Source organism: Alphaproteobacteria bacterium US3C007, from assembly GCA_034423775.1.
GTDB lineage: Bacteria > Pseudomonadota > Alphaproteobacteria > Rhodobacterales > Rhodobacteraceae > Thalassovivens > Thalassovivens spotae.
Genome location: CP139918.1, coordinates 123,269 through 145,279, shown reverse-complemented (window position 1 = coordinate 145,279; position 22,011 = coordinate 123,269). Strand labels below are relative to the sequence as shown.

Genomic DNA, 22,011 nt, shown 5'->3' with positions numbered 1-22,011 from the left:
GGGCGTAAAAGAGCCCTGATTGCCTTCATGTTGTTTTTAGCGGCACAGGCATAACTGATTTTTTGAACACCGTTTAAAACATATCCATGACGACAAGCCGGCCACATCTACTTTTTCTGGCATCGCATTAATTCGATACCAATTGTGAAGGGGAGTAAGGCTTAGCGCCATCAGTTTTAGCCCCGCAACCGCCCCTGTTCCAAAGTGATGGTGCGATCCATGCGCGATGCCAGCGCTGGGTTATGCGTTGCGATCAGCGCTGATAGCCCGGTTTGGCGCACGATGCTTAATAATGCGTCAAATACTTGCTCAGATGTGGCTTGATCCAGATTTCCGGTTGGCTCATCGGCCAATAACAATTTTGGGTTATTTGCCAAAGCTCGGCAAAACGCAACGCGCTGTTGCTCGCCCCCTGACAATTCGGCGGGCCGATGTTGGGCGCGGTTTAGCAATCCTACGGCCTCTAATAAGTGCAAAGCGCGGGTTTTGGCCGCAGATTTTCGCTGTCCATCCGCCATTTGTGGCAACATAATATTCTCGGCTGCGGAAAATTCAGGCAGCAAATGGTGGAATTGGTAAATAAATCCAATATCGCGGCGGCGAATGATCGTGCGGCGGCGATCCGATACGCCCGCCAGATTTTGCCCCGCCACCAGCACATCCCCAGTATCGGCTTGATCCAAAAGCCCTGCGATATGCAGCAATGTGGATTTTCCCGCCCCTGAAGGTGCGGTCAGCGCCACAACTTCGCCCTTTTTGAGCAGCAGATTGGCCCCCAAAAGCACGTCAATCTGATTGGATTTATTTTGGTTATAGGATTTCTTCAAATCCTTTAATTCCAATATTGCATCACTCATAGCGAAGCGCTTCCACAGGGTTTAAACGCGCCGCTCTGCGGGCGGGAAACAGGGTGATGAAAAAGCTAAGGCCCAAAGAAAGCCCGATGGCCGATAAAACATCCGAAAGGTATAATTCCGCGGGGATCGTGTAAAGGCCGCGGATGCTTGGATCCCAAACGCCGCCGCCAGCCAGATAGTTGACCAGAGAAAAAATCGTGTCGATATAGATCGCAAACAGGCATCCTAAAATCACGCCAAAGCCCGTGCCGATCAACCCGGTTCCGGCGCCGCAAATGAAGAAGATGCGCATGATCGCCCCTTCACTTAGCCCCATCGTACGCAATATTCCGATATCACGGCCTTTGTTTTTTACCAGCATCACAAGGCCAGAGATAATATTCATTGCTGCAATCAACACCAAGATCGACATAATAATGAACATCACATTATCTTCAATTTGCAAGGCGCGCAGGAAATTGCCCGATGCCTCCTTCCAGCTCCAAAGCTGCGCGCGGGGGCCTGCGGCGTGCAACAAATCGGGGATCAAGGCTTCTATCTGTTCTGGATTTGTGACCATCACCTCGATTTCATCTGCCGCGCCTTCCGTATTGAAATAGGCTTGAGCCTCTGAAAACGGCATATAAAGGCGCGTCTTATCAATATCATAGCGTCCTGCCGTGAAGATATAGGTGATCGGATAGCTTTTGACCCGCGGGCTGGTTCCAAAGGCCGTTTTGACACCATCGGGCGAAATAAGCTTTACGCTATCGCCCAAGCGGGCGTTTAAAAGCCGCGCGACGCCTGATCCAATCGCGATGCCGCGGTCAAAATCTTCTATCGTGCCTTGAAAGTTTTCGGGGGCCGCGATGCGGGGCAAGGTGTTCAGATCCTTTGGGGATAAGCCAAACACTTGAACACCGGTGTTCTTGCCGCCAAAGCTTGCCATCACTTGGCCTTTGACCAATGGCGCGGCGCGCGACACGCTTGCAAGCGCGCGCAATCGATCGGCCATGTCTTGATAGTCGTAAATTTTACGGTCCAACTGGCCCGCTTCATTGGCAATGGGAAGCTGATACACCGTGATATGGGCATTGGCGCCTAAAATAGTATCGACCAGCTCGCTGCGAAAGCCGGAGCGCACCGCCAATGTGGCGATCAGCGCAAATACGGCTAGCGTGATACCGATCAGGCTGATCCAAGTCATAACGCTTACACCGCCCTCGGCGCGGCGCGCGCGCAAAAAGCGCCAAGCGATCATCCATTCAAAAGCGGCAAACGGGGCGGGGTTGCGTGACACTTAAGCCTCTTTTTTGGTTTCCTCAGCAGTACACGGCTTGGCAAAAGATCACAAACCTTTGCTGCTGCTTTCGCAAAAAATATATCACTGGCGCAGAAAATCTAATTTTGCGGTGTGGCGGGTCATTGTGCTCTTGATGCTTGGGACAAAATATTCCTAAACTGCCCGTATGACCCATGCGCGTTTCACCCCCCTGCTATCGCAATTGCCGGCAAGCGTTCCTTTCGTTGGCCCCGAAACCCAAGAACGTGCGCGTGGAAGTGCGTTCGATGCGCGCCTTGGCGCCAATGAAAGCGTGTTTGGGCCATCTCCGAAGGCCATCGCCGCGCTGCAAAGCGCGAGCGCCGAGATTTGGAAATATGGAGATCCGACCAGTTTTGAATTGCGGCGGGCTTTGGCGCGCCATCATAAAGTCAGCCCTGAGAATATTGTGGTGGGTGAAGGGATAGATGGGCTTTTGGGTTATCTAGCGCGTATGGTGATCGGCCCGGGCGATGCTGTGGTGACCTCGGATGGTGCTTATCCAACTTTTAATTACCACGTCAGCGGGTTCGGCGGGGTTTTGCATAAAGTGCCTTATAAAGAGGATGCTGAAGATCTGCCGGCGTTGTTGGAAGAAGCTGGCCGCGTTGGGGCTAAATTGGTGTATTTTGCCAATCCGGACAATCCGATGGGCACATGGCATAGCGGCGCTTTCATTATGGAATGTTTGGCCCGCCTTCCGATGGAAACATTGCTGATCTTGGATGAAGCGTATATCGAGTTTGCTCCTGATGGTACGGCGGTGCAGGTCGCGATAGACGATCCGCGTATCATCCGCATGCGCACCTTTTCAAAAGGCTATGGTTTGGCGGGCGCGCGGGTCGGCTATGCGCTTGGTGCGCAAGACTTGATTGGTCAATTTGAAAAAATCCGCAATCATTTTGGCATGAACCGCGCGGCGCAAAGCGCCGCCGAGGCGGCGTTGAACGATCAGGCTTGGCTGCTTTCTGTACGCGACAAAGTCGAGGCGTCGAAACAAGAAATTGCGCGTATTGCTGACGAAAATGGGCTGAGCACCGTTGAATCAGCCACCAATTTCATGGCCATTGATTGCGGGCGCGACGGGGTGTTTGCCCAGGCTGTTTTGGCGCATTTGGTGCAGGCCGGCCTGTTCGTGCGCATGCCATTTGTCGCCCCGCAAAACCGTTGCATTCGCGTTAGTGCAGGCCGGTCAGAAGATATGGATTTGCTGCGCCGCGCGCTGCCTAAAGCTTTGGCCGCCGCTGCTTCAGCGGGCTGAGCCAATCACCCGGGCAGCAGCCTCTAGCGCCCCTGCTCCATGCGGCAGAGACAGGGCGCATAACCCTGCTTCAACGCTGCCCAAGAGCGCCATAATCATTTGTGCATTGACATGGCCCATATGGCCAAAGCGGAAAAACCCCTTTCCGTCTGGATCCGTGGGCGTTGACATGCCCAAACCGATGCCCACCGTAACCCCTGCGTTTTGTTCAAGCCATTGCCGAAGATTTTGCGTGGCGGGCACCCCCAGATGCATGGCCGTGACAGCATGGCTGCGCTGCGCGGGATCTGCGATATTCAGGGCCATCGTTCCCCCCGCTTGCCCCCAAATATCAACCGCGCTCCAAATCGCTTGCGCCAAGGTTTCATGGCGCGCCCAAATATGCGGCAGACCTTCAGCTTTCAACATATCAAGCGCGATGCGCAATCCGAATAGATGATGGGTGGGCGCTGTGCCGCAGAAATATTCGTAGAATAATTGCGGGGCAACGCGCGGTGCCCAATCCCAATAAGAACTGACTTGGCGCAAAGCCTTTTGACGTTTTGCGGCTTGATCGCTGAAAAACACGAAAGACAGGCCCGGCGGCACCATCAATCCTTTTTGGCAGCCCGCCACCATCACATCAACGCCCCAAGCATCAAATTCAAATCTATCACAGGCCAAAGACGCGATACAATCCACCGCCAATAGGGCAGGGTGGTCTACCGCATCCATCGCTTGTCGTATCTGCAAAATATCATTGCGCACGGAAGTTGAAGTATCGACATGGCAGATCAACACGGCTTTGATCTGCCGGTCGCGATCGTCTTTGAGAGCCTGCGCAATTTGGGCTGGCTCTGCCATGCTTTGCATTCCGAAATCGATCAACTCTACGCCAATTCCCATGCGGCGCGCCATCTCGGCCCAACCATGCCCGAAACGGCCCGTTGCCGCCACCAGCACCTTATCCCCAGGCTCGGCGATATTGGCCAAAGCCGCCTCCCATGCGCCATGGCCATTGGCAATATAAATCGCCACATGCTGGGTGCTGCAGGCCGCCCATTTCAGATCCTCAACAATGCTTTTTGTCAGATCGATTAGAGGTCCTTCGTAAATATTAGGCGCGGCTTGATGCATCGCTTGAAGCACCGCATCGGGGATCACGGAGGGCCCTGGAATTGCAAGATAGCCGCGGCCTTGGGATAATGTCATTGGTTTCATCTCATCGTTTTCTTCATAGGTAATTGTTTGACGGATAAGGTCAATCCATGGTTTGACTTGTCACTCTGGCGCAGACGATCTACACCTCGGCAACTTGCGTGAAAAGGGACCTTAATGCTGAAAAAGATTGCTCAGCGGCTGAAAGCCTCGCATCAGCGGTTGCGCCGCGCCTATGCGGCCAATTTATCTCCAACGCAGGATAACTTTTGGGCGCGGGTTGATTACTATTGGTTTGACCATGCCATATTGCGTACGTTTTGGACCAATTTTTTTGAAGTTGCACCCGGTGTTTACCGATCCAATCAACCCACTGAACGACGTTTGGAAGACTTCAAGAAAATGGGTGGTAAATCTGTTTTAAACCTGCGCGGTGAAGATAGTTATGCCCATTTTCTTTATGAATTATGGGCCTGCGAGAAATTGGACCTGACATTGGTCTCTCGAAAGCTTTGGGCGCGTGATGCACCCGCGCGCGAGGCGATTCTGGCTGCCATTGACGCGTTTAAAACGCTGCCCAAACCGCTTTTATTTCATTGTAAATCTGGTGCAGATCGCGCCGGGTTTACGGCGGCAATGTATTTGATGGTCTGCGAGGGGCGCCCGGTTGCAGATGCAAAAAAGCAGCTGGGGTTACGTTATATTCACCTGGATTTCACAGCCACCGGTGTGCTTGATTACATTTTGGCGGTTTATGAAGCGCGGGTTGAACAGCATCCTATTGATTTTGAAGATTGGATCCGAAGAGAATATCATCAAAAGCTGCTTCAACAGGGGTTTAATCTGCGGCGGCCGCTTTCAGAAACGCTGGACCTTATTGCGCAGTCACCATAACGCAATCTCAGCACGAAAAGACTAGGAGGCTTTATGCCAAAAATATCGATTGATGACATTGCAACCACGGCCAAAACTGCCTTGATCAAACATGGGGCGGATGAATCGATTGCGCTGCATGTTGCGCGCGCTGTGGCGCAAGCGGAAAGCGTGGGCAACCGTATATGTGGCCTCTATTATCTTGAAAGTTATTGCGTCCAGCTACAAAGCGGCCGCGTGCGCGGCGATGTGACCCCCGCGGTTAGCCAGCCAAAACCTGGCGTGGTGCATGTGGATGCGAAATTCGGCTTTGCGCAGCCTGCTTTTGCCGCCGGATTGCCCGCGGCGCTTGCGGCAGCGAGGCAAAACGGCGTGGTCAGCTTGGGGATAGGTCATGCGCATACATGTACGTCTTTGGGCTATTTTACCCAGCAAATTGCCGAGCATGGGATGATTGGTCTTGGGTTTACAAATGCCTCGCCCATCGTCGCCCCCCCCGGTGGTAAGGCCCGCACCATTGGCACCAACCCAATTGCGTTTTCTGTGCCCGATGGCCAAGGCGGTGTGGCCTTGCAATTTGACCAATCAACCACGGTTGTGGCTTTGGGCAAGATCACCATGGCAAAGGCGGCGGGTGAAAAAATTCCATTGGGTTGGGCCTTGGATAGCGACGGGCATCCGACAACGGATCCGGATGCCGCATTGGCGGGATCTTTGGTGTCTATTGGCGGCTATAAGGGCTGGGGCTTTGGCGTAATGGGCGAATTATTGGCCGCTGGCATGGCAGGCGGAATTTTGTCGCGCGATGTAAAGCCGCTTAAGGCTGCTGATGGCGCGCCGCATGATTTGGGTCAATATTATATTGTGATTGATCCGGGCCAAGGCCATGCGTTTTCCGAACGGCTAGAGGCGTTGGCCGAGATTGTGGCCCAAGAGCCGGGAACGCGCTTGCCCGGGCAGAATAAAAAGCCAAACCAGACGGTCGATATTCCCGAGGCACTCTGGGCTTTGAGCCTTGGATTGGCCGCAGGTTAGCTGTTTTTGGGATCCGCACGGATGGGGAATGCCCTTGGCCTTTTTTAGGGGTTCCTTTCGGTTTGGATTTCATGGCTTTTACAGATAGCTTCTAAGAAATAAGAAAGGCGATTGTTTTTGGCACGCGATAAAACCCAGCAAAACCTGAAGTATTTGATTTATGCATCAAAGCCATTTGGCTTTGATCAAAGCGTTTTAAACGGAATCTTGGTGACCGCCAAAACCAATAATCAACGGTTTCAAATCACTGGCGCGCTGATTTGCCGATCAGACTTATATTTACAGTTTTTAGAGGGCCCTGCTTCTGAAATTGATCGTATTTATCAAAATATCCGCCGCGATGATCGGCATGTTGAGATCACGCTTTTGGCCGAAGGTGGAGCGCAAGCGCGGCTTTTTCCTGATTGGGCGATGCGCGATGACCCAGTGCGTAGCTGGATGTGGAGCCGCGAAGAAATCGCGGATGGGGCTTTGGAAAACGTCTCTGCCAGCGAGGCGTTTGCACTTTTTTTGCGCCATGCAAAAGAATTGCTCTGACCGGTGACGTGACGCTGGCTGCTTTGCATTTGGAATTTGAACAATTGGATGCGCTTGGGCTGTTATGATTGGCCCGGGGAGATCCTTTCGTTAAACGTCAAGCTCTTCTACAAATTTTGCATTTTCTTGGATATATTGAAACCGCAATTCAGGCTTTTTGCCCATCAATTGTTCCACCAAATTGCCCGTTTCGCCAGGTTCATCTTCATCAATATTGACGCGGATCAATTTCCGGCTTTTGGGGTCCATCGTGGTTTCTTTGAGGTCTTTGGCATCCATTTCACCAAGCCCCTTAAAGCGGCTCACGTCAATTTTGCCTTTGCCGCCAAGGCCCTTTTCAAGCCAATGATTGCGTTCAACTTCATCCTCGCAATATACGCGCACCGCCCCTTGCGTTAGGCGGTAAAGCGGCGGGCAGGCCAGATAAAGATGGCCACTGTCGATCATCGGACGCATTTGCGTGAAGAAAAACGTCATCAACAGGGCCGCGATATGGGCTCCATCTACATCTGCATCGGTCATGATAATCACTTTATCATACCGCAGATCGTCCAGATTAAAGCGGGTGCCCAGCCCCACCCCCAGCGCTTGGGAAAGATCGTTAATCTCTTGGTTTGTGCCAATTTTATTGCTGGCGGCCCCCAGAACATTCAGAATTTTACCGCGCAATGGCAGCAGGGCTTGGGTTTTGCGGTCGCGGGCCATTTTGGCCGATCCGCCGGCGCTGTCCCCTTCGACCAAGAACAGCTCGGTGCCGGCCCGGTTGGTCGCAGAACAATCCACCAACTTGCCCGGTAGCCGCAGTTTTTTGGTGGCGGTTTTGCGCTGCGTTTCTTTTTCTTGCCGGCGGCGCATACGCTCTTCGGCGCGCAAGACCAGAAAATCCAGAATTGCACCGGCCGATTTGGTATCGGCCGCCAACCAATTGTCAAAATGATCGCGGACTGAATTTTCAACCAGCCGCTGGGCTTCATTGGTGGCAAGGCGATCTTTGGTTTGGCCAACAAATTCGGGCTCGCGGATAAAGCAGCTGACCAAGGCGCAGCCGCCGGTGATCAGATCTTCGCGGGTGATCTCTTTGGCTTTCCGGTTATTGGTCAATTCGCCATAGGCGCGAATGCCTTTCAAAACCGCAGCCCAGAAACCGGCTTCATGGGTGCCGCCCTCTGGTGTTGGCACTGTGTTACAATAAGATTGGATGAACCCGTCGCGCGATGGGGTCCAATTGATGGCCCATTCTACTTTACCGGGAACTCCGAAGCGCTCTTGAAAATCAACCGTTCCGGCGAACGGGTTTTCGGCATAGGTTGAAGCGCCGTTCAACGTTTCTGAGAGGTAATCGGCCAATCCGCCGGGGAAATGAAAATTGGCTTCGGTGGGCGTATCGCCATCTTCAATGGCTGATTTCCATCGAATTTGAACGCCGCTGAACAAATAAGCCTTTGAGCGCATCGACTTGAACAAACGCGCAGGTTTAAATTTTAGGCTGCCAAAAATCTCTGGGTCTGCGTGGAAGGTTACATTGGTTCCGCGCCGGTTTGGCGCAGCTCCAATTTTTTGAATGGGGCCTAAGGGAAGGCCGCGGCTAAATTTTTGCTCATACAGTTCTTTGTTGCGCGCCACTTGCACAACCATCCTGTCTGAAAGCGCATTCACAACAGATGCACCAACGCCGTGTAGACCACCCGAGGTTTGATAGGCTTTGCCGCTGAATTTACCGCCCGCGTGCAATGTGCATAAGATCACCTCAAGCGCTGATTTATCGGGGAATTTGGGGTGTGGATCAATCGGGATGCCGCGGCCATTATCCCGAATGGTGATCGAATAATCCGCGTGTAATTCAACATCTATGCGATTGGCATAGCCCGCGACCGCCTCATCCATTGAATTGTCGAGTACCTCGGCCACCAGATGGTGCAAAGCGCGCTCATCCGTGCCGCCAATATACATGCCGGGCCTTTTTCGAACGGGCTCTAAACCTTCTAAAACCTCGATCGAACTGGCGTTATAATCCTCGCCTTGGGCTTGGTTTAATAGATCACTCATCTGACTGCTCATTATTCTTTTTTAAACACTATGTCATTTCGACGGGTCTAGGGAAAGAGCTCATGCAGATAATTGAGTCGGCTTTTCCGTGCATAGGGGTTTAGGGAAGCTGCACGGAAAGCTGGGTTTGGTAAAAATCTGTATCGTTACAGTTTTGGCATAATACGGTTTTGTGACATGATTGTGCGGGTTGTAGCGACCCTGACGCTACTTTGCGTCAAAACGTTTTTTATTGATCATTAAAGTTTAAATATTTTGAGGATTTTATTCTTTATTCACTGGTATTTTTATAATAATTTGTCAGGATAAAGTTAAATAATGAGAAATATTTTGAGGTTTCAAACAAAAGACAAATGTGCCTTTTAACAGATGGTAAAGGTATATAACTACTCAGCTTTGTGGCGCATTCTGATTAATCCTCCCTCAATATTTGAATGAGAGAGCATATTGGTGTTGCAGGCTCTTCATGGCGGGAAGAGCAAGGCAGGGCGAGTAATGGCGGCCGGTATTTCGCTCACCTTGCCGGTTGTGTCGTGGCCCAAACAGAGAATAAATACAAATTGTCTCCCTGTTTGGGCTACATCGGCCTTGCAAATTTGACCTGTCTTGAGAATCTGCCTTGAAAACTTGCCTGGTGAAATATTTCAGAAATTTTGCGTCATAGCTTTGGGTATTGTTCTTTTACAAGCGGGCAATCGCTGCGTCTGAAGGCTGCCTGACGCGGGTGGCGATTTAAAGCTTGCTGCTGCGGCCCTATGGCCTATCAAGGTGCAGGAGGTTGACTTGACCCGCTATCAACATTTCCGAGCCATTTGTTCGTTGGGATTGCCGCTTATCCTTGGCAATATTGCGCAGATTTCTATCGGCGTCGTCGATACCGTGATGACTGGATGGTATTCTGTTGAGGCGCTGGCAGCCTTAGTTTTGGGCAGCTCTTTTTTCTTCGTTGTGTTCATATTAGGCGCAGGGTTTGGGCATGCTCTTTTGCCGCTGGTGGCAAGCGCAGCAGCGCGCGAGGATGCGGTTCAAATTCGCCGCGTAACCCGCATGGGATTGTGGTTGTCCATCATTTATTCCGCAGGGGTATTTTCGCTTTTTTGGTGTTCGGAATTTGTTTTTGTGGCGCTGGGGCAAGATCCAATGCTGGCAGACTTGGCGCAGAATTATCTGCGGATTTTAAGTTTTGGGTTGATCCCGGCTTTGGTGGTTTTGGTGCTGAAAAATTATCTTGCGGCCCTTGAGCTTACGCAAGTGGTGTTGGCGATTACGGTCGCGGCGCTTTTGCTCAATATTCCGCTGAACTATTTGCTTATCTTTGGCAAATATGGAGCGCCCGAACTTGGCGTAGGCGGCGCGGCGTGGGCGTCACTGGCCGTGCATCTGCTCAGCGCGCTGGCCATCGCGCTTTATGCGTGGCGGCGCTTGCCAGAGCATAAATTATTCCTACGGTTTTGGCGGCCTGATTGGAGCATCTTTTCAAAACTGTTCAAAATAGGAATGCCGATTGGATTGACGCATTTGGCGGAAGCGGGATTGTTTTACGCCTCTTCGGTTATGATGGGCTGGTTGGGGGTGATTGCGCTGGCGGCGCATGGCATTGCGCTCCAAATTTCAAGCGTTACGTTTGTGGTACATCTAGGCTTGGCTGCGGCGGCGACGGTGCGGGCGGGAAACGCTTATGGCCGCAAAGATTTTGTCGGTTTACGCGACGGCGCCGTGGTTGCAACTTTGGCCTCAATCGGTCTTTCTTTACTGACATTGATCCTGTTTGTAACCTTTCCAACGGCTTTGGTGGGGCTTTTCATCGATGCGCATGATCCTGCCCGCGATCAAATTCTTGCGCTGGGCGCGGTTTTACTTGTGGTGTCTGGGTTGTTTCAATTCGTTGATGGTGGCCAAGTGATGGCGTTAAGCCTTTTGCGCGGCATTCAAGACACGTCAGTGCCACTGCTGATTGCGGTGATTGGATATTGGGCTATCGGCCTTCCGGTTGGGTATGTTTTGGGGTTCTGGCTGGGGTTTGATGGCGTCGGTATTTGGGCGGGTATCGCCGTAGGGCTGGCGATCGTGGCCCTGACCCTAGGCCACCGATTTGTTAAGCTGTTGGGCCAGATGCTGCGCCGTGACGTTTTGCGCTCAAACTCTGATGCTGGTTCAGATTAGGCGATCGCAAAATTGTGCAATCCGGGCACAGGCTTCGCTCAGCTGGCTTTCCGAAGTTGCATAACTGATCCGGAAATTGGGCGATAAGCCAAAAGCGGCACCAAAAACCGCTGCAACGCCCGTATCCTCCAATAAGGCGATCGCAAAATCTTCGTCAGTCGCAATAACTTTTCCACTGGGCGTGGTTTTACCGATCAAACCGGCGATTGACGGATAGACGTAAAAAGCGCCCTCGGGGATCGGGCATGTGATACCTTCAATCGCGTTTAATCCGGCAACAACCAAATCGCGCCGACCTTTGAACAGGGTTTGGTTGTCTTGCAGAAATGCTTGCGGTCCCTCCAACGCTTCCAGCGCGGCCCATTGGCTGATCGAACAGGGGTTTGATGTTGTTTGGCTTTGTACTTTGCGCATCGCGGCGATCAAAGCCTCGGGGCCTGCGGCATAGCCAATGCGCCAGCCGGTCATGGCGTAGGCTTTTGAAACCCCATTGCAGGTTAAGGTGCGCGCGTAAAGTCGCGGTTCGACTTGCGCAGGCGAAACAAATTTGAAGCCGTCATAGGTAAGATGTTCATACATATCATCCGACATCACCATAACATCAGGGAAATCCAGCAAGACATCCGTCAACGCCTTTAATTCGGGTGCCGTATAGCCCGCGCCGGTTGGGTTTGAGGGCGAATTGAAAATAAACCATTTTGTATTTTCGGTGATGGCGGCGCGCAGCGCTTTTGCGGTCAACTTATAATTGTCTTTCACATCGGTGGCGACAACCACCGGGGTGCCGCCGGCGAGAAGCACCATATCAGGATAGCTGACCCAATAGGGCGCAGGGATAATCACCTCATCTTCTGCATTTAATGTGGCCATAAAGGCATTAAACAAGGTTTGCTTGCCACCGGTTCCGACCGAGATTTGGCTTGGACTATACTCTAAAGCGTTTTCACGGGAAAATTTCTTACAAATTGCCTGCTTGAGTTCGGGCATGCCGTCGGGTGCGGTATATTTTGTTTTGCCCGCTGCAATTGCTGCGGCTGCGGCCCGTTTTATATGCTCGGGCGTGTCGAAATCGGGTTCGCCAGCGCTGAGGCTGATAATATCCCTTCCTTGGGCTTTCAGCTCTTGCGCCAAAGTGGTCATGGCGATTGTGGGCGATGGTTTGACACGTTTTAACGAGAGCGATTGCATGGGCTGCGCCTATTTGAACTTAAGATTGATATACCATAGGGTGCCGCTGCGAGGCCTTCAAGCGCCCATCAAAATGTTAGGAAAACCTATGACGGATTTGGCAACAGACTGGTATGGTGGCCATATCGCCACGTTTGGCGATCGGCTGGCGGCAGCGCGTGATGCGGCGCAACTGAGCCAGCAGCAGTTGAGCAAACATCTTGGTGTTAGGTTGAAAACGCTAAAAAGCTGGGAAAATGACAGCTCAGAGCCGCGCTCAAATAAGCTGTCGATGATCGCTGGGGTTTTAAACGTGTCTTTGATTTGGCTTTTAACCGGCGAGGGGGAGGGGGTTCTGGCCCCGGATGATATGCCCCAACCCGCCCCAGAACTGGCCCAAGTAATGAGTGATATAAAAGATTTAAAAGAAATTTTGGCAGGCGCGGTAGAGCGTTTGGAGCAGTTGGAAAAACGGCTTCCAACGGTGTTGGGGACGCCGCGATGAGCGAATTGCCAGCCATTCGCTTAAAGCGATTGCAGATGCGATCGATGCGCCGTGGTATCAAAGAAATGGATTTGATTTTGTCGCGTTATGCGCAGGCAAAATTGGCTGTTTTTGACGCAGCGAGCCTGGATTGTTACGAAGATTTGTTAAATGAAAATGATCAGGATTTGTATCAATGGGTCTCTGGGCAAGCGCCTAGCCCCCCCCGTATTTCAGAAATGATTGAAGATATTCAAGCGTTTATCGCGCAGGCCCGCGGTTAGAGTCATCCCTTTAACGGATTGTTTGGACTTAGCGGCCAGACTGGCAGTGATTTTGATTTGAAGGCGGAGTTTTTTCATGAACAGTCCAACCCCGGTTGAGGCCAGCAAACAAGCGCTGTTTATGAGCAATTATCTTGACACATTATGTTTGGTTGAGCGCTTGCACCGCTTGCTGCTCGATGTGATCAAGGATGAATTTGAACGATTAGATATTTTTGACATCAACGCTGTTCAAGGCCTTTTGCTGTTCAATATCGGTGAAAATGAAGTGTCCGCCGGCGAGTTGAAATCGCGCGGCTATTATCAAGGTAGCAATGTCAGTTACAATCTGAAAAAACTGGTTGATATTGGCTATATGCATCACCAGCGTTGCCGGATTGATCGGCGGGCGGTCCGCGTCGGCCTGACGCAACGCGGCCAAAATATCCGCGATATCATTGCGCGTTTATTTGCCCGTCATGCGCAAGGCTTGATTGAAGGCAATACGCTTGAGGCGCAATCAGTGATGGATATTTCTCATATTTTAAAGCGGGTTGAGCGCTTTTGGAAAGATCAAATCCGTTATATTTATTGACCCTGTGGCCCCCCCCAAATGAGGGGCGCACCGAATATGATTTTGCTCCAGCACCGTAGAATTTGGTTCCGTTATTTTGTTGGATGAGCGGCGTTTACCAATGGCCGGTATTGCCCATAGACACCCACGGCTCGGCGGGCGGCAGCGCATCGCCCTTTTGCAGCAGTTCCACCGAGATATTATCGGGCGAGCGCACAAAGGCCATATGGCCATCCCGCGGGGGCCGGTTGATCACAACGCCATTCTCCTGCAAATACTGGCACATGTCATAAATATTATCCACCAAATACGCCAAATGGCCAAAATGCCTGCTGTCGCTTGGCAATCCTTCATCGCCATCCCAATTATAAGTCAACTCGACCGGGCAATCTTCTTGGCCCTCGGGCGCCATGAAGACTAAGGAAAACCGACCCTTCTCATAATCCGAGCGCCGCGTTTGAACCAACCCCAGTAATTTGAAAAATGCGATTGATTTATCAAGGTCTTTGACCCGAACCATCGTATGTAAATACCGCGTGCCCATGCGTAACTCCTTTATTTGATTAATCCTTTAACGCTATCATGACAACGGCCTCTGTCTAGAGGCAATCGCCGTGTTTAAGGCAGAAGTCATTTAAATTTTCCAATGCGAGGCCCACGCAAGCGGCTGTCAGCTGATTTTTTGACCATTTCCGCAGTGTTTTTCTGAAATCTCCTTCATATCGCGGTTTTTTGTTTGCTAACCTCAAGATATAGTAGGATCACTCGAGCAGTAAAAAGGATTCGTCAAATGCCCCTTTCACCCGATCAGCAGGCGGAAATCGCGGAACAGCGCCGCCATACGCAGCCGACTTTAAGGGCTGTCAGTCAGGGGATGGAGGATCACCTATACACTGCCTATCCCGTGCTAGATCACGGGTTTGTGCGCGTGATTGATTACATGGGCGATGATGCGGCGATTTGCCAAGCGGCGCGGGTGAGCTACGGCAAAGGCACCAAATCGGTTCAAAATGATGAAGGGCTTGTGCGCTATTTGATGCGGCATTGGCACTCAACGCCTTTTGAAATGTGCGAGGTGAAGCTGCATGTGAAGCTGCCGGTTTTTGTGGCGCGTCAATGGATCCGACATCGCACGGCCAATGTGAACGAATATTCGGCCCGCTATTCTATTTTGGACCGCGAATTTTACATTCCTGCGCCCGAATCCCTTGCATCGCAATCGGTGGTGAACAATCAGGGGCGCGGCGCGGCGCTCACTGGGCAAGAAGCCGAGCGGGTACTGCGCTATCTGCGCGATGATGCGATGCGCGCCTATGATCATTATGAAGAAATGATTTCTCAGGATGGTCAGGATGGCTTGGCCAGAGAATTGGCGCGTATGAATTTGCCTGCGAATATTTATACGCAATGGTATTGGAAGGTGGATTTGCACAACCTTTTGCACTTTTTACGTCTGCGCGCTGATGCGCATGCGCAATATGAAATCCGCGTCTATGCGGATGAAATTTGTAAACTGGTGGCCGATTGGGTGCCCTTCGCCTATCGGGCGTTTGAAGATTATCGTATGGGCGGTGCAACGCTCTCAAGCACTGCGCTGGATTGCGTGCGGCGGATGCTCAGAGGCGAGGCGGTCACGCAGGAAAATTCTGGGATGAGCGCTGGTGAATGGCGCGAGTTTCAAACAGCGCTGGCAGATTAGCCGAAGCAGACGCGCTACTGGGTGATCTCAACGGTTTGGAACAGTTTGCCTTTGGGTGTGAAAAGTAAGATTTTATTCTCTTGCGTCACCACAGCATACCAGTCGCGGGTTTGCGTGAACGCAATTGGTGTGACGCCGCTGGGCAGCGTAATTTCTGGGGGAACGTTCAGTATATCTTGCTGAAAACGAATGACAAACAAGATGATTAAGATTATCATTCCGCCAATCATCGTGGCGCTTAGCAGCGTCACCAGACGCCGCAAATAATCGAGATGCGGCACCGTATTTTCAGGCTCTGTAGGTTGCTCCATGACGACTACCCTTATTGAATTTCAGATCGCAGCGGACCCTCCTCAGCGCCTTGATAAAGCGCTTTTTCGCGATGCACCAGCGCAGGCTGAACTTTCCCGTACATATTTAACGCGTTTGATCCTGGCAGGTGCGGTTCGGATCAATCTGGCGCCACAAAACAATCCAAAAGCCAAAGTTGTGGAAGGGGCGCAGGTTCAGATTGAACTTCCCTGTGCTGCCGAGCTTAATTTAACGCCCGAAAATATTCCTTTGCGCGTGGTCTATGAAGATGACGCGCTGATCGTGATTGATAAACCCGCTGGGATGGTCGTTCATCCCGCGCCCGGATCGCCAACCGGTACGCTGGTGCATGCTTTGTTGCATCACTGCGCCGATAGCCTGTCGGGCATTGGCGGTGAAAAGCGCCCGGGCATCGTGCATCGCATTGATAAGGATACATCCGGGCTTTTGGTGGTTGCGAAATCGGATAAGGCGCATCACGGTTTGGCCAAACAATTTGAATTGCACAAAGTAGAGCGGGCTTATCGCGCGATTTGTTACGGGGTGCCAGATGCCAATGAGCCCCGGTTAAGAGGGGTGCGCGGGGTAAATTTTGAAGCGGGAAATGTGATGAAAATCACCACGCATCTGGCCCGCCATCGCACCGACCGCCAGCGTCAAGCGGTGTTTTTTGAAGGCGGCCGCCATGCCGTAACCCGGTCGCGATTGCTGGCAAGCTATGGATGCCCTGCGACCCTTTCGTTGATTGAATGCCGGCTTGAAACCGGGCGCACGCATCAAATTCGTGTGCATCTGGCGCATACTGGCCACGGCCTATTGGGGGATCCGGTTTATGGTGGCCGGCGAAAGATTGGGAAAAAAGCCTTGTCTGAGGCCAGCTTGGCCCTGGTCAGTGGTTTTTCACGGCAGGCTTTGCATGCGGCTGTTTTGGGTTTTGAACACCCGGTTTCCGGCGAGAATATGCGTTTTGAAGCGCCATATCCCACCGATTTCAAAACCCTTCTAGAGGCGTTGGAAAAGGATGGCTAAAGGCGCGGGGTCGCCAGCGCGACTGGCTTGGCTTTGCCGTTATTTTTTTCTGTAAACTTTTCCAGAAGCGCTGGCCCTGATCTTGAAATGCCAAAGCCCGGCTCTTATCTCTTACGCATAAGATGCGTGTATGAGGTAACCGATGGCAAATTATTCTAACCTTCCCGCCCCAACCCCAGAAGGGGGTTTGAGCCGATATTTGCAAGAGATCCGTAAATTTCCAATGCTTGAGCATGAAGAAGAATATATGCTGGGCAAACGTTGGGTGGAAAAACAGGATACACAAGCTGCGCATAAAATGGTGACCTCGCATTTGCGGCTGGCGGCAAAAATTGCCATGGGCTACCGCGGCTATGGGTTGCCGCAGGCAGAAGTGATTTCAGAGGCCAATGTTGGTTTGATGCAGGCCGTAAAGCGCTTTGATCCTGAAAAGGGGTTTCGCCTTGCCACCTACGCCATGTGGTGGATAAGGGCGAGCATTCAAGAATATATTTTGCGCAGCTGGTCTTTGGTAAAAATGGGCACCACAAGCGCGCAAAAGAAGTTGTTCTTTAACCTTCGCAAAGCCAAGTCGCGTATCGGCGCGCTGGAAGATGGGGATATGCATCCCGATAAAGTGCATAAAATTGCAACAGATTTGGGCGTCAGCGAAGAGGAGGTGGTGAATATGAACCGCCGTCTGTCCGGCGGGGATGCCTCTTTGAACGTACAAATCGGGGCTGATGGCGAAGGCTCGATGCAATGGCAGGATTGGCTGGAAGATGAAGACGCGGATCAAGCGGGCGATTATGAGGCCAAAGATGAGCTAGAGCTGCGTCGCGCCATGCTTGAACAAGCGATGGAAGTGTTAAACCCGCGTGAGAAAGATATTTTGATCAAACGCCGGCTTGATGAACAATCAATCACTTTGGAAGATTTGAGCGAAGAATATAGCGTAAGCCGAGAACGCATTCGCCAGATTGAAGTGCGCGCATTTGAAAAGTTGCAACAGGAAATGCGACGGCTTGCCCATGACAAAGGCATGCTCAGCGCCGTCTAGGGCTTTTGTGCATTGCTAAAACCCGCTAGCCTGAAGGAAAAGGCAATCGGGAGAATATGTAATGACGAAGACAGTGCGCTGGGGAATATTGGGGGCGGCTCATTTCGCCAAACAGCATATGGCGCCGGCGATGCAATTGGCCCGCAACACAGAATTGGTGGCGCTTGGCACGTCGGATGGTGCAAAAGCGGCGCCTTTCAAAGCGCTGGCCCCTGGCCTGAAAGTGCATAGCAGCTACGACGCCGTTTTGAACGACCCTGATATTGATGCGGTATATATTCCTTTGCCCAACCATCTGCATGTGGCATGGGTCAAAAAAGCCATTGCCGCTGGCAAGCATGTTTTATGCGAGAAACCAATCGCGATGCAGGCGTCGGATATTGATGAGCTTATTGCGCTGCGCGATAGCGCGGGTTTGATGCTGGTCGAAGCCTATATGATCGTTCATCATCCACAATGGCAATACGCAAAGGCACTTTTTGAAAGCGGTGTGATCGGGGATCTGGTACAGGTCGATGGCGTATTTTCGTACAATAATGCAGAAGATGTGGCTAATATTCGCAACCGCCCGGATACGGGTGGTGGCAGTTTGCCCGATATCGGCGTTTATACATTTGGCAGTGCGCGCTATGTCACGGGACAAGAGCCTGAGGCGATTTTGGATGCCACGATAACGTGGGAAAACGGGGTAGATGTTTGGGCTGGCGTCACTGCGCAATTTCCCGGCTTTCGGTTTATGGGCGTGACATCAATGCGTATGGATGCGCGGCAGGAAATGAACTTTCATGGAACCAGTGGGTTTATTCGCCTTACGGCGCCTTTCAATCCGCAGGTTTTTGGACAGGCAGAGGTTGAACTACACAAAGGGGGCGAGGCGAAACACGTGAAGCGCTTTCCAAATGAGAATCATTATACGCGCCAGCTTGAAGCGTTTCAGGCCAGCCTTCATGAGGGGAAAGATTATCCTTGTCCGTTAGAGTTTTCACAAGGCACGCAACGGATGATTGATCAGGTTTTCCGAAAAGCCCGCGGCTAAACCTTGGGCTGATTTGCTTTTTTTGAGCGCGTTTCTAGACGCCGTTTGCTGTTCGCATCGATAAATTCGAGCACCAAGGGGCGAATGTTGTTGCGCCAACTTTTGCCAGCAAAAATACCGTAATGTCCGGCATCGGGTTCTAAATGGCTGGCTTTCTTATCCGCTGACAGCCCCGTGCAAAGCGCCAACGCTGCGACGCATTGGCCCGGCGCTGAGATATCATCTTTGGCACCTTCTACGGTTTTGATGGCTACATCCGTTATCGCGCCAAAATCAATCGCCTTACCCGCGATGCTAAACGTGTTTTGCGCGATCTCGCGCGATTTGAAAATGCGTTCAACGGTGCTCAGATAAAATTCAGCGGTCATGTCCATAACTGCAAGATATTCGTCATAGAACTTGTTATGCGGATCGTGATCCGATGCCTCGCCGCGGATCACTTTCAAAACTTGATCGCGAAAGGCCAGCGTGTGGCGCTCGGCATTCATCGACATAAATGAGGATAATTGAAGTAACCCGGGATAAACTTTTCGGCCAACGCCAGCATATTTAAACCCAACGCGCTGGATCAGGGTCTGTTCAAGCTGCCCCATTGTGACGCGATGGCCAAAATCAGTGACATCGGTTGGGTTTGCATCCGGATCAATTGGCCCCCCGATTAAGGTCAGGCTGAGGGGCTGCGCCTTTGGATCTTCTTGCGCCAGATAGGCTGTGGCGGCCAGCGCCAAGGGCACGGGTTGGCACACGGCGATTACATGCGTGTCGGGTCCCAGATGGCGCAAATAATCCACCAAATAAAGCGTATAATCTTCAATATCGAATTTACCATCCGATACAGGAATGTCCCGCGCATTATGCCAATCGGTGATATAAACTTCACAATCGGGGATCAGGCTTTTCACTGTCGAGCGCAGCAAGGTCGCATAATGGCCCGACATGGGCGCCACCAACAACACTTTTCGCGGCGCGGTGGGCCGATCTTGTACGTCAAAATGCACCAAGTCGCCAAAGGGGGCTTTCAAAACGGCTTTTGGCTCTACCACATGATCCCGCCCATCTGCACCGGGCATGCTATCAATTCCCCAATCAGGCTTTACGCTCATCCGTTGAAAACTGCGCTCGGTCACTTGCCCCCAGGCGGCCATCCATTCAAGCGCAGGGTTGGGCATCATTGCGAAACCGGGATTTGAGGCAAAGGCTTGCGCGCTTGCGCCAATCCATTGGTTGGTATTGCGCATGGTTTCCATGAAATCATAATTCGCCATAAACCGCATTTTCTGCTCCAAACTTAACCATTTTGCCGCTTTGCATCGCCGCTTGGAATTTTTATCCGGCGCTGTTATGCTGCATAGCAGAAATATTAACTGAAAAATGCAAAAATGACAAGAAAAGACAATGCAGTTGCAGAAAAAGCTGACCAAATGAGTGACAATTTGGTCAAGCTGGAAGAGCTGTCGCAGCGCTTTTTAACTCTTGTGCAGAACAAACAGGCCGTAGCCCCGGCTTTGAGCGGCCCCGGCCCGGATTTGATGGTCAAAGCTTCGCATGCTTATTGGGAAGAGGCGGTGAAGAACCCGGCGCGATTAATGGCGCAGCAGGTTGAATATTGGGGGAAATCTTTAAGCCATTTTACAACGCTGCAGCAAAACCTTGGTGGAATGCAAAGCGTGGGTGGGGAATCATCAGCCACTAACTCGGATCCTCGGTTTTCCAATCCGATGTGGCAGAGCCACCCTTATTTTAGTTTTGTAAAAGACCAATATTTGCAGAATGCGGCAGCTTTGCGCAGCGCGGCGCGCAGCATGGATGGCTTAGCGGCCGTTGAACAAAAACGCCTGTCATTTTTTACCGATCAAATCATTGATATGATGGCGCCCACAAATTTTCTAGGCACCAATCCAGATGCGCTGGAGCGCGCGATCGAAACAGATGGCCAATCTTTGATTGATGGGTTGGAGAACCTAATCTCAGATTTAGAGGATAACCAGGGTGAACTGGTTGTGAAGCTGGCAAATGACAAAGTGTTCGAATTGGGGGTCAATATTGCCAATAGCCCGGGCAAGGTTGTTTTTGAAAACCGGATGTTTGAATTGCTGCAATACAGCCCCTCCAGCGAAGTTGTGCACGCGATTCCTCTTCTCATTTTTCCGCCTTGGATCAATAAATTTTACGTTTTGGATTTAAAAGCCCAGAACAGTCTTATCAAATGGCTGACAGAGCAGGGCTTTAGCGTGTTTGTGGTGTCTTGGGTCAATCCTGATGACAGTTACCGTGATGTTGGGTTGGAAACATATATCGAAGATGGGTTTTTGACCGCTATCCGTGAAGTGAAGGCGCGCAGCGCGCAGAGCCAAGTGAACGCAGTTGGCTATTGTATTGGCGGCACAACATTGGCGCTGACTTTGGCCTTGCTAAAAAAACGCGGAGATTCTTCGGTGAATTCGGCAAGTTTTTTCACCACGCTAACGGATTTTTCACAACAGGGCGAATTCACCCCATTCCTGCAAAATGATTTTATCGATGGGATTGAACAAGAAGTTGCGCAGCGCGGTATGCTGAAAAGCTTTGTTATGGCGCGCACGTTTAGCTTTTTGCGCGCCAATGATCTGATATATAAGCCAGCGATAAAAAGTTATATGATGGGCGAAGCGCCGCCGGCGTTTGATCTGCTGTTTTGGAATGGAGATGGTACCAACCTTCCCGGGCGGATGGCCGTGCAATATTTGCGCGAATTATGCCAAAGTGATGCTTTCGCCACGCAGGGCATAACGTTGTTGGGAGAGCGTTTACACTTAAAAGATGTCAAAGTTCCCGTGTGCGCAATTGGCTGCGAGACCGATCATATCGCGGCCTGGAAAGACAGTTACCGGGGCGTGCAGGGAATGGGCAGTCGCTCAAAACAGTTTATTTTATCCCAGTCAGGCCATATCGCAGGCATTATCAACCCTCCCAGTAAAAAGAAATATGGCCATTTCACGAATCAAGATTTAACCCTCTCTAGTGATCAGTGGCAGAAAACAGCAGATTTTAATTCTGGCAGCTGGTGGCCCAGTTGGAGCGCATGGCTGACCCGTCGGTCCGGTAAAAAAATCGCCGCGCGCCATTTTTCCGAAGCTGAGCGTGAAAACCTTCCCGATGCACCCGGGCGTTATGTGCGGCTCTAGCCGCTTTCAGCGGTGGTTGCGCAGCTTTTAACATT

The 22,011-nt window shown here is 51.5% G+C and carries 21 protein-coding genes; 13 read left to right on the top strand and 8 right to left on the bottom strand.

Annotated features, from left to right (window positions below; genetic code table 11):
- Positions 1 to 176: 176 nt before the first annotated feature.
- Positions 177 to 857 carry an ABC transporter ATP-binding protein gene (locus UM181_00710; GenBank protein WQC63166.1) on the bottom strand — a complete coding sequence of 227 codons (681 nt, stop codon included), beginning with the start codon at positions 855 to 857 and terminating at the stop codon, positions 177 to 179.
- A complete protein-coding gene (locus UM181_00705; protein WQC63165.1) occupies positions 850 to 2,136 on the bottom strand; it encodes a lipoprotein-releasing ABC transporter permease subunit in 1,287 nt (428 codons plus the stop codon). Before UM181_00705 ends, UM181_00710 begins: the two co-directional genes overlap by 8 nt.
- Positions 2,137 to 2,305: 169 nt before the next feature.
- Between UM181_00705 and UM181_00700 the strand changes: the two genes are divergently transcribed.
- Positions 2,306 to 3,418 (top strand): pyridoxal phosphate-dependent aminotransferase, encoded by a 1,113-nt coding sequence (locus UM181_00700; GenBank protein WQC63164.1) that lies wholly within the window; start codon positions 2,306 to 2,308, stop codon positions 3,416 to 3,418.
- Here UM181_00700 and UM181_00695 read toward each other — a convergent pair.
- Positions 3,407 to 4,609, bottom strand: coding sequence for an aminotransferase class V-fold PLP-dependent enzyme (locus UM181_00695; protein WQC64799.1), 1,203 nt, complete (start codon positions 4,607 to 4,609; stop codon positions 3,407 to 3,409). The two genes, UM181_00700 and UM181_00695, sit on opposite strands and share 12 nt — an antisense overlap.
- A 123-nt stretch (positions 4,610 to 4,732) precedes the next feature.
- Between UM181_00695 and UM181_00690 the strand changes: the two genes are divergently transcribed.
- The 3 genes from UM181_00690 (at position 4,733) to UM181_00680 (ending at position 7,000) form a co-directional block, all read left to right on the top strand.
- Entirely contained in the window at positions 4,733 to 5,449 is a 717-nt protein-coding gene (locus tag UM181_00690; GenBank protein ID WQC63163.1) for a tyrosine-protein phosphatase, read from the top strand.
- Positions 5,450 to 5,482: 33 nt separating this feature from the next.
- On the top strand, positions 5,483 to 6,463 hold the full coding sequence (locus UM181_00685; GenBank protein WQC63162.1) for an Ldh family oxidoreductase: 981 nt from the start codon (positions 5,483 to 5,485) through the stop codon (positions 6,461 to 6,463).
- 117 nt (positions 6,464 to 6,580) lie between these two features.
- Positions 6,581 to 7,000 carry a BLUF domain-containing protein gene (locus tag UM181_00680; protein WQC63161.1) on the top strand — a complete coding sequence of 140 codons (420 nt, stop codon included), beginning with the start codon at positions 6,581 to 6,583 and terminating at the stop codon, positions 6,998 to 7,000.
- A gap of 90 nt (positions 7,001 to 7,090) precedes the next feature.
- On the opposite strand, the gene parE is transcribed toward UM181_00680, so the two are convergent.
- Positions 7,091 to 9,046, bottom strand: coding sequence for a DNA topoisomerase IV subunit B (gene parE / locus UM181_00675; GenBank protein WQC63160.1), 1,956 nt, complete (start codon positions 9,044 to 9,046; stop codon positions 7,091 to 7,093).
- A gap of 783 nt (positions 9,047 to 9,829) precedes the next feature.
- On the opposite strand from parE, the gene UM181_00670 reads away from it, so the two are divergent.
- On the top strand, positions 9,830 to 11,209 hold the full coding sequence (locus UM181_00670; protein ID WQC63159.1) for an MATE family efflux transporter: 1,380 nt from the start codon (positions 9,830 to 9,832) through the stop codon (positions 11,207 to 11,209).
- On the opposite strand, the gene UM181_00665 is transcribed toward UM181_00670, so the two are convergent.
- On the bottom strand, positions 11,201 to 12,397 hold the full coding sequence (locus UM181_00665) for a pyridoxal phosphate-dependent aminotransferase (protein ID WQC63158.1): 1,197 nt from the start codon (positions 12,395 to 12,397) through the stop codon (positions 11,201 to 11,203). The genes UM181_00670 and UM181_00665 overlap by 9 nt on opposite strands.
- Positions 12,398 to 12,485: 88 nt before the next feature.
- On the opposite strand from UM181_00665, the gene UM181_00660 reads away from it, so the two are divergent.
- The 3 genes from UM181_00660 (at position 12,486) to UM181_00650 (ending at position 13,718) form a co-directional block, all read left to right on the top strand.
- A complete protein-coding gene (locus tag UM181_00660) occupies positions 12,486 to 12,881 on the top strand; it encodes a helix-turn-helix domain-containing protein (protein ID WQC63157.1) in 396 nt (131 codons plus the stop codon).
- Complete coding sequence (locus tag UM181_00655; GenBank protein ID WQC63156.1) at positions 12,878 to 13,144, top strand: succinate dehydrogenase assembly factor 2; 267 nt, start codon at positions 12,878 to 12,880, stop codon at positions 13,142 to 13,144. The genes UM181_00660 and UM181_00655 overlap by 4 nt, the downstream gene beginning before the upstream one ends.
- A gap of 76 nt (positions 13,145 to 13,220) precedes the next feature.
- Complete coding sequence (locus UM181_00650; protein WQC63155.1) at positions 13,221 to 13,718, top strand: winged helix DNA-binding protein; 498 nt, start codon at positions 13,221 to 13,223, stop codon at positions 13,716 to 13,718.
- Between the two features lie 94 nt (positions 13,719 to 13,812).
- Here the strand turns inward: UM181_00650 and UM181_00645 are convergent, their stop codons facing one another.
- Positions 13,813 to 14,241 carry a VOC family protein gene (locus UM181_00645; protein WQC63154.1) on the bottom strand — a complete coding sequence of 143 codons (429 nt, stop codon included), beginning with the start codon at positions 14,239 to 14,241 and terminating at the stop codon, positions 13,813 to 13,815.
- A 246-nt stretch (positions 14,242 to 14,487) separates the two neighbouring features.
- Between UM181_00645 and thyX the strand changes: the two genes are divergently transcribed.
- Positions 14,488 to 15,396 (top strand): FAD-dependent thymidylate synthase, encoded by a 909-nt coding sequence (thyX, locus tag UM181_00640; protein WQC63153.1) that lies wholly within the window; start codon positions 14,488 to 14,490, stop codon positions 15,394 to 15,396.
- A 14-nt stretch (positions 15,397 to 15,410) separates the two neighbouring features.
- Here the strand turns inward: thyX and UM181_00635 are convergent, their stop codons facing one another.
- The gene (locus tag UM181_00635) at positions 15,411 to 15,707 is read right to left on the bottom strand and encodes a DUF6476 family protein (GenBank protein ID WQC63152.1); all 297 of its coding nucleotides are present in this window, start codon (positions 15,705 to 15,707) and stop codon (positions 15,411 to 15,413) included.
- Here UM181_00635 and UM181_00630 point away from each other — a divergent pair.
- From UM181_00630 to UM181_00620, 3 genes are all read left to right on the top strand, one after another.
- Complete coding sequence (locus tag UM181_00630; protein WQC63151.1) at positions 15,706 to 16,737, top strand: RluA family pseudouridine synthase; 1,032 nt, start codon at positions 15,706 to 15,708, stop codon at positions 16,735 to 16,737. The genes UM181_00635 and UM181_00630 overlap by 2 nt on opposite strands.
- Before the next feature lie 142 nt (positions 16,738 to 16,879).
- Complete coding sequence (gene rpoH, locus UM181_00625) at positions 16,880 to 17,776, top strand: RNA polymerase sigma factor RpoH (GenBank protein ID WQC63150.1); 897 nt, start codon at positions 16,880 to 16,882, stop codon at positions 17,774 to 17,776.
- 61 nt (positions 17,777 to 17,837) lie between these two features.
- On the top strand, positions 17,838 to 18,812 hold the full coding sequence (locus UM181_00620) for a Gfo/Idh/MocA family oxidoreductase (protein ID WQC63149.1): 975 nt from the start codon (positions 17,838 to 17,840) through the stop codon (positions 18,810 to 18,812).
- On the opposite strand, the gene phaZ is transcribed toward UM181_00620, so the two are convergent.
- Positions 18,809 to 20,086 (bottom strand): polyhydroxyalkanoate depolymerase, encoded by a 1,278-nt coding sequence (gene phaZ, locus UM181_00615; GenBank protein ID WQC63148.1) that lies wholly within the window; start codon positions 20,084 to 20,086, stop codon positions 18,809 to 18,811. The two genes, UM181_00620 and phaZ, sit on opposite strands and share 4 nt — an antisense overlap.
- 105 nt (positions 20,087 to 20,191) lie before the next feature.
- Between phaZ and phaC the strand changes: the two genes are divergently transcribed.
- The gene (phaC, locus tag UM181_00610; protein WQC63147.1) at positions 20,192 to 21,976 is read left to right on the top strand and encodes a class I poly(R)-hydroxyalkanoic acid synthase; all 1,785 of its coding nucleotides are present in this window, start codon (positions 20,192 to 20,194) and stop codon (positions 21,974 to 21,976) included.
- Positions 21,977 to 22,011: the final 35 nt, after the last annotated feature.